The 13975-nt window shown below is 71.7% G+C and carries 13 protein-coding genes; all 13 read left to right on the top strand.

Annotated elements, in window-relative coordinates:
• Positions 1–25: 25 nt before the first annotated feature.
• The 13 genes from ABTZ91_RS14735 (at position 26) to ABTZ91_RS14675 (ending at position 13925) form a co-directional block, all read left to right on the top strand.
• A complete protein-coding gene (locus tag ABTZ91_RS14735; protein WP_352077501.1) occupies positions 26–1357 on the top strand; it encodes an MFS transporter in 1332 nt (443 codons plus the stop codon).
• Positions 1358–1366: 9 nt separating this feature from the next.
• Complete coding sequence (pafA, locus tag ABTZ91_RS14730) at positions 1367–2728, top strand: Pup--protein ligase (protein WP_352077500.1); 1362 nt, start codon at positions 1367–1369, stop codon at positions 2726–2728.
• Positions 2729–2866: 138 nt separating this feature from the next.
• Entirely contained in the window at positions 2867–3805 is a 939-nt protein-coding gene (locus tag ABTZ91_RS14725; protein WP_352077499.1) for an FKBP-type peptidyl-prolyl cis-trans isomerase, read from the top strand.
• 64 nt (positions 3806–3869) lie between these two features.
• On the top strand, positions 3870–4250 hold the full coding sequence (locus ABTZ91_RS14720; protein WP_352077498.1) for an FKBP-type peptidyl-prolyl cis-trans isomerase: 381 nt from the start codon (positions 3870–3872) through the stop codon (positions 4248–4250).
• A gap of 180 nt (positions 4251–4430) precedes the next feature.
• Positions 4431–5387 (top strand): WYL domain-containing protein, encoded by a 957-nt coding sequence (locus tag ABTZ91_RS14715; protein WP_352077497.1) that lies wholly within the window; start codon positions 4431–4433, stop codon positions 5385–5387.
• A 15-nt stretch (positions 5388–5402) separates the two neighbouring features.
• Positions 5403–6353, top strand: coding sequence for a WYL domain-containing protein (locus tag ABTZ91_RS14710; protein ID WP_352077496.1), 951 nt, complete (start codon positions 5403–5405; stop codon positions 6351–6353).
• Between the two features lie 173 nt (positions 6354–6526).
• Positions 6527–6772, top strand: a complete 246-nt coding sequence (locus tag ABTZ91_RS14705; RefSeq protein ID WP_352077581.1) for a hypothetical protein — start codon at positions 6527–6529, stop codon at positions 6770–6772.
• 34 nt (positions 6773–6806) lie between these two features.
• Positions 6807–7004: a hypothetical protein gene (locus ABTZ91_RS14700; protein WP_352077495.1), complete on the top strand. Its 198-nt coding sequence runs from the start codon at positions 6807–6809 to the stop codon at positions 7002–7004.
• 187 nt (positions 7005–7191) lie between these two features.
• Positions 7192–7476 carry a Sec-independent protein translocase subunit TatA gene (gene tatA, locus ABTZ91_RS14695; RefSeq protein ID WP_352077494.1) on the top strand — a complete coding sequence of 95 codons (285 nt, stop codon included), beginning with the start codon at positions 7192–7194 and terminating at the stop codon, positions 7474–7476.
• A gap of 104 nt (positions 7477–7580) precedes the next feature.
• Positions 7581–8486, top strand: coding sequence for a twin-arginine translocase subunit TatC (gene tatC / locus ABTZ91_RS14690; RefSeq protein WP_352077580.1), 906 nt, complete (start codon positions 7581–7583; stop codon positions 8484–8486).
• A 41-nt stretch (positions 8487–8527) separates the two neighbouring features.
• Positions 8528–9547: a diacylglycerol kinase family protein gene (locus ABTZ91_RS14685; RefSeq protein ID WP_352077493.1), complete on the top strand. Its 1020-nt coding sequence runs from the start codon at positions 8528–8530 to the stop codon at positions 9545–9547.
• A gap of 44 nt (positions 9548–9591) precedes the next feature.
• Positions 9592–12420: a DEAD/DEAH box helicase gene (locus ABTZ91_RS14680; protein ID WP_352077492.1), complete on the top strand. Its 2829-nt coding sequence runs from the start codon at positions 9592–9594 to the stop codon at positions 12418–12420.
• A gap of 113 nt (positions 12421–12533) precedes the next feature.
• A complete protein-coding gene (locus tag ABTZ91_RS14675) occupies positions 12534–13925 on the top strand; it encodes a cytochrome P450 (RefSeq protein ID WP_352077491.1) in 1392 nt (463 codons plus the stop codon).
• The last annotated feature ends 50 nt before the right edge of the window (positions 13926–13975 follow it).

Below are 13975 nucleotides of genomic sequence, written 5' to 3'. Positions count from 1 at the left end.
GCGGATGCCCCGGGAGGGAGACGACATGGCCACCGAGGCCACGGCGAACGGCGGCTATCTCGACATCCTGCGCGCGCCCCACGCGGCACGCCTGCTGACCGGCACCCTCGTCGGCCGGCTCCCCCACGGCACCGGGCCCATCGCCATCACCGTCTTCACCCGCGCCGAGGGCGGCAGCTACAGCCTGGCCGGCGGCCTCATCGCCGCGTACGGCCTCGCCACCGCCGTCGGCCAGCCGCTCCTCGGCCGCGCCGTCGACCTCAAGGGCCAGCCGCGCGTCCAGCTGCCCGCCGCCGTGATCTCGGCCCTCGGCATGACCGCCCTGGCCGTCGCCGGCATCGGCAACCTGTTCCTCGCCTACGCCGCCGTCCTCGTCGCGGGCCTCTTCACGCCGCCCCTCGAAGGCGGCCTGCGGGCCCTGTGGCCGAGCGTCCTCGGCCGCGAGGACCGGGTCCACCGCGCCTATGCCCTGGACGCCGTCGCCCAGGAGGTCATGTTCACCGTCGGACCCCTGCTGCTGACCCTCCTGGTGGCCCTCTGGTCACCCGCCTCCGCGCTCCTGGTCATCAACCTCCTCGGCGTCCTCGGCGCCCTGTCCGTGGTGCTCTCCAAGCCCTCGCGCGCCTGGCGGTCCGCGCCCCGCGAGGCCCACTGGCTGGGCGCCCTCCGCTCGCCCGGGCTGCTCGCCCTGCTGGCCTGCTTCTTCTTCGTCGGGCTCGCCCTCGGCTCGATCACCGTCGCCGCGGTCGCCTACGCGGACGACCGTGGCGACGAGGCCGTGTACGGCTGGCTGATGGCCGCCCTGGGGCTCGGCGCCCTCGTCGGCGGCGTCGCCTACGGGGCCCGCCAGTGGGCCGGGGCACCCGAGCGGCGCCTGAGGGCCCTGGTCCTGCTGCTCGCCGTCTTCTACCTGCCGCTGGTGCTCGTCCCCGGCCCGGTCGCCATGACCGTGCTCGCCGCCCTCTCCGGCGTGTTCCTGGCCCCCGCCATCGCCTGCGCCTTCATCGTCGTCGACCGCCACGCCCCCCGCGGCACCGTGACCGAGGCGTTCTCCTGGCTCGTCACCACCTTCGGCGTGGGCGCGGCCCTCGGCTCGGCCGTCTCCGGACCCGCCGTCGAACTCGCCGGGACCCCGGCCGGTTTCGCCGTGGCCGGCGCCGGGGGCTTCGTCGCCTTCCTCGTGCTCCTTGCCACCGGCCGGGTGCTCGGGCCGCCCGTGGCCCCGCGACACGCCGTCAGCGGGGGCACGGGAAGCGGCGGCGCCGCCACCGGGCGGACCGAAAAGAACACGCACTCATCGGAAAATGATCGAAACGGGGCCGTCGAACCCGGTTTCAGCGCAGGCTCTCAGGCGTAATGTTCAGACATGGACCGCCGCATTTTCGGGCTGGAGAACGAGTACGGCGTCACGTGCACGTTCAGGGGACAGCGCCGACTGTCTCCTGACGAAGTGGCGCGCTACCTCTTCCGCCGTGTCGTGTCATGGGGCCGCAGCAGCAATGTCTTCCTGCGGAACGGCGCCCGCCTGTACCTGGACGTGGGTTCGCATCCGGAATACGCAACTCCCGAATGCGACAACGTGGTCGAACTGGTCACCCACGACAAGGCGGGCGAGCGCATTCTCGAAGGGCTGCTCGTCGACGCGGAACGCCGCCTGCACGAGGAGGGAATCGCGGGCGACGTCTATCTCTTCAAGAACAACACCGACTCCGCCGGAAACTCCTACGGCTGCCACGAGAACTATCTGGTGGCCCGGCACGGGGAGTTCTCCCGGCTCGCGGACATCCTCATTCCGTTCCTCGTCACCCGCCAGCTGATCTGCGGGGCGGGAAAGGTGCTGCAGACCCCGCGCGGCGCCGTCTACTGCGTCTCCCAGCGCGCCGAGCACATCTGGGAGGGCGTCAGCTCCGCCACCACCCGCTCGCGCCCCATCATCAACACCCGCGACGAGCCGCACGCCGACGCCGAGCGCTACCGCCGGCTCCACGTCATCGTCGGCGACTCGAACATGTCCGAGACGACCATGCTCCTCAAGGTCGGCGCCACCGACCTCGTGCTGCGCATGATCGAGGCCGGCACCGTGATGCGCGACCTGACCCTGGAGAACCCGATCCGGGCCATCCGCGAGGTCAGCCACGACATCACCGGCCAGCGCAAGGTACGGCTCGCCAGCGGCCGCGAGGCCTCCGCCCTGGAGGTCCAGCGGGAGTACTACGAGAAGGCGGCCGACTTCGTCGACCGCCGCGGCATCCGCAGCGGCACCGTCGCCCAGGTCCTGGAGCTGTGGGGCCGTACGCTCGACGCCATCGAGCAGGAGCAGCTCGACCGCATCGAGACCGAGATCGACTGGGTCATGAAGTACAAGCTCATCGAGCGGTACCGGGCCAAGCACAACATGACCATGTCGCACCCCCGGGTCGCCCAGATAGACCTCGCGTACCACGACATCCACCGCCGCCGCGGCCTCTACTACCTGCTCCAGAAGAACGGCCAGGCGGCGCGGGTGTGCAACGACCTGAAGATCTTCGAGGGCAAGTCGGTGCCCCCGCAGACCACCCGCGCCCGGCTCCGCGGCGACTTCATCCGCCGCGCCCAGGAGCAGCGCCGGGACTTCACCGTCGACTGGGTGCACCTCAAGCTCAACGACCAGGCACAGCGCACGGTCCTGTGCAAGGACCCGTTCCGTTCGGTCGACGACCGGGTGGAAAAGCTGATCGCCGGAATGTAGGCGCGGTAAAGGAACGGTTCGGATCCAGCGGCACGGACCCTCGGCCCCGCACGTCTCACGTGCGGGGCCGACGGCATCACAGGGCGGTCCCCTAGAGTGTCCGGACAACTACTGTGCCGTCTGAGATCTGAGGAACTAGTGCGCCGACTTGCCGGCCTGCTCGTCGTCCCCCTGCTGCTGCTCACCACAGCGGCCTGCGGCAGCGACGACAAGGGCTCCGATTCCGGTTCGATGAAGAACGGGCTTCCCGCCATCACCGCGGGCGAGAAGTTCGGGGAGAAGCCCACCCTGGCCAAGGGCGTGGGCGACCCCGTGAAATCCCTCAAGGTCAACGTCATCAGCGAGGGCAAGGGCGCGGTCACCAAGAAGGGCGACGCCCTCCAGGTGAACTACCTGGGGCAGGCCTGGGACTCCACCACCCCCTTCGACAACAGCTTCGACCGGAAGCAGCCCTTCGAGCTGACCCTGGGCGCCGGCCAGGTCATCAAGGGCTGGGACCAGGGCCTCGAAGGCCAGAAGGTCGGCAGCCGCGTCGAGATCGGCATCCCGCCGGAGCTCGGTTACGGCGCGAGCGGCCAGGGCGACATCAAGCCCAACGCGACCCTGGTGTTCGTGGTCGACATCCTCAAGGCGGTGACCATCCCGAAGGCCGCCTCCGGCACCGAGGTCGCCCAGGAGAACAAGGACCTGCCCAAGGTCGGCACCAACACCGACGGCAAGCAGCCCTCGCTGACCGTCCCGAAGTCGGCCGCGCCCACCAAGCTGGTCTCCAACTACGTGATCGAGTCCAAGGGCGAGGTCGTCAAGGCCACCGACACGGTCGTCGTGAACTACGTCGCCGCCCTGTGGAAGGACGGCAAGGTCTTCGACTCGACCTACACCACCGGCAAGCCGGCCAACTTCCCGCTGGACCAGCTGACCCTGAAGGGTCTGAAGGACGGCATCGCCGGCAAGAAGGTCGGCAGCCGGGTCCTCATCGTCGCCCCGCCGTCCGAGGCCTTCGGCGACCAGGAGAAGCAGGGCATCCCGAAGAACTCCACGCTGGTGTTCGCCGTCGACATCCTGGCGAAGATGTAAGACTGTCCCGGTCGCGCAGATCGTCGTCTGCGCGGTTCACAGGTTTTTGAAGGAGCACACTGCAGTGAGCATCGACAAGCCCGAGGTCGACTTCCCGGGCGGCGAGCCGCCGGCCGATCTGGAGATCAAGGACATCTGGGAGGGCGACGGAGAGGTCGCCGAGGCCGGCGACCTCGTCAAGGTCCACTACGTGGGTGTGTCCTTCGACTCCGGCGAGGAGTTCGACGCCTCCTGGAACCGCGGCACCCCGCTGGACTTCCCGCTCGGCGCCGGCATGGTCATCGCCGGCTGGGACCAGGGCGTCCAGGGCATGAAGGTCGGCGGCCGCCGCCAGCTGGTCATCCCGCCGCACCTGGCGTACGGCGACCGCGGCGCCGGCGGCAAGATCGGCCCCGGCGAGACGCTGATCTTCGTCTGCGACCTCGTGGGCGTCACCAAGCGCTGACCCGACCACCGGGTCTCCGGCGAGGGCCCCCGCCTGAACGGCGGGGGCCCTCGGCGTGTGTCCGCGCTCCCGTCCGCACGTCCGCCCGCGCTCCCGTCCCGGCTTTTGTCTGGACACCCCGGGGCGGTACCGTCGGACGTCTCACCAAGTCAATCCGGCAGAAGAGGGTGCGGGGCGTCGATGGCGATTGCCAAGGCCGAGCGGCTGATGAATCTTGCGCTGTGCCTGCTGGGGACCCGCCGGCCGCTGAGCAAGAGGGAGCTCCGCGCCTCCATCGAGGCCTACATGGAGGCGACCGGCGAGGACGCCTTCAACCGGATGTTCGAGCGGGACAAGGACGACCTGCGCGAGCTCGGCCTGGTCATCGAGACCGTCGAGAACCTGGACGGCGAGACCGGCTATCTCGCCCGCCGCGACTCCAACCGCCTGCCGCCCATCACCCTGGACGCCGAGGAGGCCGCCGCCCTGGGCCTGGCCGCCAAGGTCTGGCAGCAGGCCCGGCTCGCCGGCGCCGCGAGCGGCGCCCTGCAGAAGCTGCGGGCCGCCGGGATGCCGGAGGCGGAGGACGCGTACGACGCCCAGGCCAGTGCCCTGGAGCCGCGCATCCCGGTCCACGAGGCCGCCTTCGAGCCGCTGATGCTGGCCTGCCGCGACCGCCGCCCGGTCGTCTTCGACTACCGCAAGGCCAACGCCGCCCGCCCCGAGACCCGGCACGTCGAGCCGTGGACCCTGGAGTGCTGGCGCGGCCACTGGTACCTCGCGGGCTGGGACCGCGACCGCGGCGCCGAGCGGGTCTTCCGGCTGTCCCGTATCACCGGCAAGGTGCGCTCCCGGTCCGGTGCCTTCACCGCCCCGGTGCCCGACGTCGTCACCGTCCGCGAGACCGTCGAGAGCTGGGCGGGCGAGACCGCCACCCGCTCGGCCCGGATCCGGCTGCGGGCCGGCTGCGGCTATCCGCTGCGCGCCCGCGCCCAGTCCGTGACCGAGGGCACGGACGGCTGGGACGAGCTGGAGATCCCCTACGGGCACGGCCTGGACGCCTGGCTCGTGGAGTTCGGCCCGGACGTGGTCGTGCTGGAGCCCGCGGACCTGCGGGCCGACGTCGTGGACCGGCTGCGCGCCGTGGCCAAGGGCTGAGGGAGAGGAACGACCATGGCCACGAACGCCATCGACCAGACGAGGCGGATGCTGTCCCTCGTCACCTACCTCCGCGAGCGCCCCGGAGCGCACGTCGCCGACGTCGCCCGCGCCTTCGGGATCACCGAGGACGAGCTGATCTCGGACCTCGACGTCCTGCCGATGTGCGGCACCAGCTTCCGCGGCGGCGACCTCCTCGACATCGACACCGACGGCGACCGGATCTGGTGGCACAACCCCGACGACGTCGCTGCCCCGCTGCGGCTGGCCGCCGACGAGGCGACCGCCCTGCTGGTGGCGGCGCGCGCGGTCGCGACCCTGCCCGGCCTGCGCGAGGGCGACCGCGAGGCGCTGCTGCGCGCCACCGCCAAGCTGGAGGCGGCGGCCGGCGAGGCGGCCGGTGCCAGCTCCCGGCTCTCCGTGACCTTCGAGTCCGAGGGCGGGGTGTTCGCCGAGGTGGACCGGGCGATCTCCGAGCGGCGGCGGCTGTGGCTGCGCTACTACTCGCCGGCCCGCGACGAGCTCACCGAGCGCGAGGTGGACCCGATCCGGCTCTTCGCCGTGGGCCACACGTACATGGAGGCGTGGTGCCGCCTGTCGGAGGCGCGCCGCACCTTCCGCCTGGACCGGGTCGCCGAGATCCGGATCCTTGACGCGCCCGCCGCGCCGCCCGAGCTCGAACTGAGGGACCTGTCGGAGGGGCTCGTGCAGCCGTCCGCCGAGGACCCGGAGGTCGTGGTGGAGGTCGGGCCCGGGGGCCGCTGGGTCGCCGAGTACTACCCGCACGACCGCGCCGAGGAGCTGCCCGACGGAGGGCTGCGGATCACCCTGCGGACCCCGGCGCCGGCCTCGCTGCGGCGGCTCGCGCTGCGGCTCGGCAGCGACGGCCGGATCGTCGCCCCGCAGGAGCTGGCGGACAGCGCGCGCGAGGCCGCCGCGGCGGCGCTGGCCGCGTACGAGGGCTGAGGCCGCCGACGACGGCTGAGGCCGGCGACGAGGGCGGAGGCCGGCCCGGGGCGGTGAGCGCCGGGGCAGCAGGGGGGAACGTGACGTTCCGGGGGGACCGGACGCTGTTCCCAGTGAGACGCGTAGCCGTAGCACAGTGGGGAGAGTTGAGGGAAATGTCCGCAACGTCAACAATGTCCGGCATGTCGGTGCCGACCGCCCCGGTCCACTTCAAGGCCGCCTGCCCCGACTGCCGCTCCCGCTTCGAACTCTCCGCCGGCGCCCTGCGGCTCGCCATCGGCGCCAGCCGCCGCACCACCTTCTACTCCTTCACCTGCCCCGAATGCGGCAGCGCCGTCCGCAAACCCGCGGGGGAGCGGATCGTGGAACTGCTCACCGGCGGCGGCGTACGCACCCTGCGCCTGCACACCACCGGCTGAGCCCGCCCCCGCCCGAAGCGTCTAGGCTCGCCCCATGTTCTGGCCCATGCTCGCCATCGCCCTCGGCTTCCTCGGCATCGCCGTCCTCGGCGTCCTCGGCATCAAGGTCTTCCTGGAGGCCCAGCGCCTCGGCCGTCAAGTGGCCCGCACCACACAGCGCATCAACCAGGCCGCGGAAGACCTCGAACAAGCCGCCGTCGACCTGGCGCGAACGGGCGAGACACTGCGCTGAATTCGTGCAGTACAGCGGGCGGTTTTCGCCCCGCACGCGCGCGGGGGACGCAATCGCACGTATGCACAGGCATTGCCGCCCGTTTACTCCTGCGGGTTACGATCGCTTGCAGCGCGGGTGGCCGGACGCATGTCCGACCGGCCGGGCACGCACTCCAATGTCGCCTCGGTGAAGAAGGTAAACAGCTATGGGTAGGCTCGGCCCCACCGAGATCATTCTGATCCTCGTCGTGATCATCCTGCTGTTCGGTGCCAAGAAGCTGCCGGACATGGCCCGTTCGCTGGGCAAGTCCGCCCGCATCCTGAAGAGCGAGGCCAAGGCGATGAAGTCCGACGACCAGCAGAGCGCCCCCGCCGACCCGCCCCACGCCGGCTCCCCGGACCAGCCCGCGCCGCGCACCATCCAGGCCGCCCCCGGAGACGTGACCAGCTCGCGTCCCGTGAGCGAGCCCACCGACACCACCAAGCGCTGACCCGGTCCGCCGCGGCCGCCGCTCAGGGCGGCGGCTGCCGCACGAGATGAGGACGTGGGTTGCTCAAGTCTGCCCGCAAGCAGGAGAAGGATCCCGAGGGCCGCATGCCCCTCGTGGAACACCTGCGTGAACTTCGCAACCGCCTCGCGAAGGGCCTGCTGGCCATCGCCGCGGTGACCGTCGTGGCCCTCGTGTACAGCGAGGACCTGATGCAGTTCCTGACGAAGTCGGTGCCCAAGTGCGGACCCGGCGTCACCAGCGACGGCGGCAACTGCGCGATCGTCTCCTTCAACACGCTGATGGCCCCCTTCAGCACGACGATCCAGCTGTCCCTGACGACGGGCCTCGTCGTCGCGAGCCCCGTCTGGCTGTACCAGCTCTGGGCCTTCGTCGCGCCCGGACTGCACAAGCACGAGAAGAAGTACACGTACGCCTTCGTCGGCGCCGCCGTCCCGCTCTTCACCGCCGGCGCCTACCTCGCGTACCTCATCCTCCCCATCAGCGTGAAGGTGCTCATCAGCCTCACGCCCGGCGGCTCCGCCAACATCCTGTCCCTCGGCGACGTCCTCGACTTCACCCTGCGCATGGTGCTCGTCTTCGGCCTCGCCTTCGAGCTCCCGCTCGTCCTGGTGATGCTGAACCTCACCGGCGTCCTCACCGGCAAGCGCATGGCCGGCTGGTGGCGCGGCGTGATCATGGGCGTCTTCGTCTTCGGCGCCATCATCACCCCCACCACCGACCCCGTCGGCATGCTCGCCCTGGCCGGACCCATCACCGTCCTGTACGGGGCGGCCGTCGGCTTCTCGCTCCTCAACGACAGGCGCCGCCGCCGCAACAACCCCGACGCCGAGCTCGACGACGACGAGGCGTCCGTGCTCGACCTGACCCCCGAGGCGGTCGGCGCGATCGAGCCCGTGTCCGCCGCCCGGGCGGCCCTTCCCGAGCAGGCCACCGGGGAGCCGGACGGCAGTCGGCAGCACCGGCTGAACGGTTACGACGACATCACCTGATCTTGTAGGGTCCCCCCAGACTCCACCCGGGGGGACCCCCAATGACCAGCGAGATCACCCTCTTCGTCAATCCCACCGCCGGCCGCGGCCGCGGCGCGCACGCCGCGCAGCCGGCCGCTCGCGCGCTCCGGGACGCCGGATTCTCCGTCCGCACCGTCCTCGGCCACGACGCCGACGACGCGCTGCGGCGCGCCCGCGAGGCCGTCGAGAGCGGCACCGGAGCCCTCGTCGCGGTCGGCGGCGACGGCATCGTCTCGCTCGCCCTCCAGGCCGTCGCAGGCACGAGCACCCCCCTCGGCGTGATCGCCGTCGGCACCGGAAACGACTTCGCCCGCTGCCTCGGACTGCCCCTGCGCGACCCCGCCGCGGCCGGCCGCGCCGCCGCCGAGGCCCTCAAGGGCGGCGGCGGACGCACCGTCGACCTCGGCCGGATCCAGCGGGGTGCCGGCAGGGAGGAAGAGCTGAGCGCCACCGGCACCGGGGAGCGCGGCGGGCGCTGGTTCGGCACCGGCACCGGCACCGGCACCGGGGAGCGCGGCGGGCGCTGGTTCGGCACCGTCCTCGCCTCCGGCTTCGACTCCCGCGTCAACGACCGCGGCAACCGGATGCGGCTGCGCGCCGGACGCTTCACCTACGACCTCGCGATCCTCGCCGAACTCGCCGCCTTCCGCCCCGTCCCGTACCGGCTCGTCCTCGACGACACCACCGAGATCGAGATCGAGGCCACCCTCGTCGCCGTCGGCAACGGCACCTCCTACGGAGGCGGCATGCGCATCTGCGCCGGGGCCGCCCTGGACGACGGACTGCTCGACGTCACCGTCGTCGGGGACTGCGGGCGCGCCGAACTGATCAAGGTCTTCCCGCGCGTCTACCGGGGAACCCACCTCGACCACCCCAAGGTCACCGTCCACCGGGTCCGCTCGATCGCCCTCGACGCCCCCGGCACCACCGGCTACGCCGACGGCGAGCCGGCCGGCCCACTGCCCCTCACCGCCCGTTGCGTCCCCGGCGCCCTGCGTGTCCTCACCCCGCCGACCGCCCGGGACGAAGCCGCACGATAAAGATCGCGTCACTGTCAGAGGGGGCGGGTAGGCTCGACAACAAGATGACAGAGGACCTCACACCAGCCGAGGCGTACGCGGCTGCCCGCGCCCGCAACGCGGAGCAGGCCACCGCGCTGGCCCCCTTCCGCGAGATGTACGACTTCGGTCTGGACCCCTTCCAGATCGAGGCATGCCAGGCCCTCGAAGCGGGCAAGGGCGTGCTCGTCGCCGCCCCCACGGGCTCCGGCAAGACCATCGTCGGCGAGTTCGCCGTCCACCTCGCCCTGCGCCAGGGCCGCAAGTGCTTCTACACCACGCCCATCAAGGCGCTCTCCAACCAGAAGTACGCCGACCTCGTCAAGCGGTACGGCCACGCCAAGGTCGGCCTGCTCACCGGCGACAACAGCGTCAACGGCGACGCGCCGATCATCGTGATGACCACCGAGGTCCTCCGCAACATGCTCTACGCGGGGTCCCAGGCGCTCTCCGGCCTCGGCTACGTCGTCATGGACGAGGTGCACTACCTCTCCGACCGCTTCCGCGGCGCCGTCTGGGAGGAAGTGATCATCCACCTCCCCGAGTCCGTGACCCTGGTGTCGCTCTCCGCGACCGTCTCCAACGCCGAGGAGTTCGGCGACTGGCTCGACACCGTCCGCGGCGACACCGAGGTCATCGTCTCCGAGAGCCGCCCCGTGCCGCTGTGGCAGCACGTCCTGGCCGGCCGCCGGATGTACGACCTCTTCGAGGAGGAGACCGACCACGGCGGCCGCGGCGCCTCGCGCCGCGAGGTCAACCCCGACCTGCTGCGCCTGGCCCGCACCGAGAACTCCCGCACGTACAACCCGCGCGACCGGCGCCGCGGCAAGATGGTCCGCGAGGCCGACCGCGAGCGCGAACGGCGCGCCCGTTCCCGCATCTGGACCCCCGGACGGCCCGAGGTCATCGAACGGCTCGACGCCGAGGGGCTGCTGCCCGCCATCACCTTCATCTTCAGCCGCGCGGGCTGCGAGTCCGCCGTCCAGCAGTGCCTCTACGCCGGCCTCCGGCTCAACGACGACGAGGCGCGCCGCCGCGTCCGCGAGATCGTCGAGGAGCGCACCGCCTCCATCCCCCGCGAGGACCTCCACGTCCTCGGCTACTACGAGTGGCTCGAAGGACTGGAGCGCGGCATCGCCGCCCACCACGCCGGTATGCTCCCCACCTTCAAGGAGGTCGTCGAGGAGCTCTTCGTCCGCGGCTTCGTCAAGGCCGTCTTCGCCACCGAGACCCTGGCGCTCGGCATCAACATGCCCGCCCGCACGGTCATCCTCGAAAAGCTCGTCAAGTGGAACGGGGAACAGCACGCCGACATCACCCCCGGCGAGTACACCCAGCTCACCGGCCGGGCCGGCCGCCGCGGCATCGACGTCGAGGGCCACGCCGTGGTCCTCTGGCAGCGCGGCATGGACCCCGGCCACCTCGCCGGCCTCGCCGGCACCCGCACCTACCCGCTGCGCTCCAGCTTCAAGCCGTCCTACAACATGGCGGTCAACCTGGTCGACCAGTTCGGCCGGCACCGCTCCCGCGAACTGCTCGAGACCTCCTTCGCCCAGTTCCAGGCCGACCGCTCCGTCGTCGGGATCTCCCGGCAGGTCCAGAAGAACGAGGAGGGCCTCCAGGGCTACCGGGAGGGCATGACCTGCCACCTCGGCGACTTCGAGGAATACGCGCGGCTCCGCCGCGAGCTCAAGGACCGCGAGACCGAACTGGCCAAGCAGGGCGCCGCCCAGCGCCGCGCCCAGGCCGCCGCCTCCCTGGAGCGGCTCAAGCCCGGCGACGTCATCCACGTCCCCACCGGCAAGTTCGCCGGCCTCGCCCTGGTCCTCGACCCGGGCGTCCCCGCCGGCCGCACCAACGGGCACCGCGGCTTCGAGCACCACGACGGACCCCGCCCGCTCGTCCTCACCGCCGAGCGGCAGGTCAAGCGACTCGCCTCGATCGACTTCCCGGTCCCCGTCGAGCCGCTGGAGCGCATGCGCATCCCCCGGTCCTTCAACCCGCGGTCGCCCCAGTCCCGCCGCGACCTCGCCTCCGCGCTGCGCAGCAAGGCCGGACACATCAACCCCGAACGGCACCGCAAGCAGCGCGCGGCCGCCGCCGACGACCGCGAGATCGCCCGGCTGCGCACCGAGATCCGCGCACACCCCTGCCACGGCTGCGACGAACGCGAGGACCACGCCCGCTGGGCCGAGCGCTACTACCGGCTGCAGCGCGACACCCGGCAGCTGGAGCGGCGCATCGAGGGCCGCACCAACACCATCGCCCGCACCTTCGACCGCATCGTCGCGCTCCTCACCGAGCTCGACTACCTGCGCGACGACCAGGTCACCGACGACGGCAAGCGGCTCGCCCGGCTCTACGGCGAACTCGACCTGCTCGCCAGCGAATGCCTGCGCGAGGGCGTCTGGGAGGGCCTGAACCCGGCCGAGCTGGCCGCCTGCGTCTCCGCCCTCGTCTTCGAGGCCCGGCAGGCCGACGACGCCGTCGCACCCAAGCTGCCGACCGGCAGGGCCAAGGCGGCACTCGCCGAGATGGTGCGGATCTGGGGCCGCCTCGACGCCCTGGAGGAGGAGTTCAAGCTCCACCAGGCGGAGGGAGTCGGACAGCGCGAGCCCGACCTCGGCTTCGCCTGGGCCGCCTACCAGTGGGCCTCCGACAAGGGGCTCGACGAAGTGCTCCGCGAGGCCGAGATGCCCGCCGGCGACTTCGTCCGCTGGTGCAAGCAGGTCATCGACGTCCTCGGCCAGATCGCGGCCGCCGCGCCCCGCGAGAACAGCACGGTGGCGAAGAACGCGCGCAAGGCCGTGGACAGCCTGCTCAGGGGCGTCGTCGCCTACAGCTCCGTCGGCTGACGGTGAACTGACAGGAGTTATCCACAAGGGTGGCGCGGTGCTGCTTCCTTCCGCTTCCATGAACTCGTACGCAGGAACGAGAGTTGGGGCAACTTCTCCGGAAGGACACGCACGTGACCACGCAAGCCGGTCCGTCCGCCGTCGTCACCACGACGGCGGACGGGCGGAAGACCGTACGAGGACCCCGAGGCGTCCCCGTACTGGGAAACCTGCCGGAGTTCGGCAAGGACCCGCTCGCCTTCTTCGAACGGCTGCGTGAGCGCGGCGACTTCGTCCACTGGCGCTTCGGCCGCACCCCCGCGCTGTTCATCGCCCACCCCGAAACCGTCGGCGAGCTCCTCACCGAGGTGGAGCGGACCTTCGACCAGCCCGACCTCGGCATCGCCTTCCGCACCCTGCTCGGCGACGGAGTCGTCGTCTCCAAAGGCGCCGACTGGCGGCGCAAACGCTCCCTCGTCCAGCCCTCCGTCCGGCCCCGCCAGGTCAAGTCCTACGCCGCCACCATGGCCGAGTGCGCCGTCGACCTCGCCGAACGGTGGACCGACGGACAGCGGATCGACATCAAGCGGGAGATGGCCGCCCTCACCCAACTCATCGCCGTCCGCACCATCTTCGGCGTCGACACCGCCGCCGACGCCGAATCCATCGGCCGCGCCATGGACATCGCCCAGCAGGAGATCGGCGCCGAGTTCAGCGGCATCGGGGCGCTCCTGCCCGACTGGGTCCCCACCCCCGGCCGCGCCCGGGTCCGACGGGCCACGGCCGTCATCGACGCCGAGGTGTCCCGGGTCGTCGCCCGCCACCGCGACGGCGACGGCGAACGGCCCGACTTGCTCAGCCGGCTCCTCGCCGCCCAGGACGAGACCGGCGCCCACCTCTCCGACCGGGAGATCCGCGACGAGACCGTCACCCTCTACATCGGCGGGCACGAGACCACCAGCTCCACCCTCGTCTGGGCCTGGTATCTCCTCTCCCGCAACCCACGCGTCCAGGAGGCGCTCGGCGCCGAGCTCGACCGGGTGCTCGGCGACCGCGACCCCGGCTTCGACGACTACGCGCAACTCACCTACACCCAGGCCGTGGTGAAGGAGACCCTGCGGCTCTACCCCACGATCTGGCTGATCACCGGCCTCGCCAAGGAGGGCGCCACCCTGGGCGGCACCCCGGTCCCGCCCGGCACCCGGGTCTGGAGCAGCCAGTGGGCCACCCACCGGGACGGGCGGTGGTACCGGGACCCGCTGGAGTTCCGGCCCGAGCGGTGGGTGAGCGCCGCCGACGGTGGGGACGGGGAGGCGGAGGAGATACCGGAGTACGCCTGGTTCCCGTTCGGCGGCGGACCCCGGGTCTGCCTCGGCACCCGCTTCGCCATGGTGGAGGCCGTCCTCGTCCTGGCCGTACTGGGCCGCCGCTTCCGCCTCGATGTCGACGGCGGGGAGATACGCCCGGTGCCGTCGCTGACGCTGCAGCCGGACCGGGAGGTGAGGGCGACGGTGCGGGCGCGGTAGCGGGTACCTGCCGGACGTGGACGCGGACCCGCCGGTCGGGCAGCGGTGAG

The organism is Streptomyces sp. NPDC126499, assembly GCF_040302485.1.
In the GTDB taxonomy this organism is placed as follows: domain Bacteria; phylum Actinomycetota; class Actinomycetes; order Streptomycetales; family Streptomycetaceae; genus Streptomyces.
The sequence above is the reverse complement of the archived record's forward strand: the minus strand, read 5'-3'. Positions and strand labels throughout refer to the sequence as shown.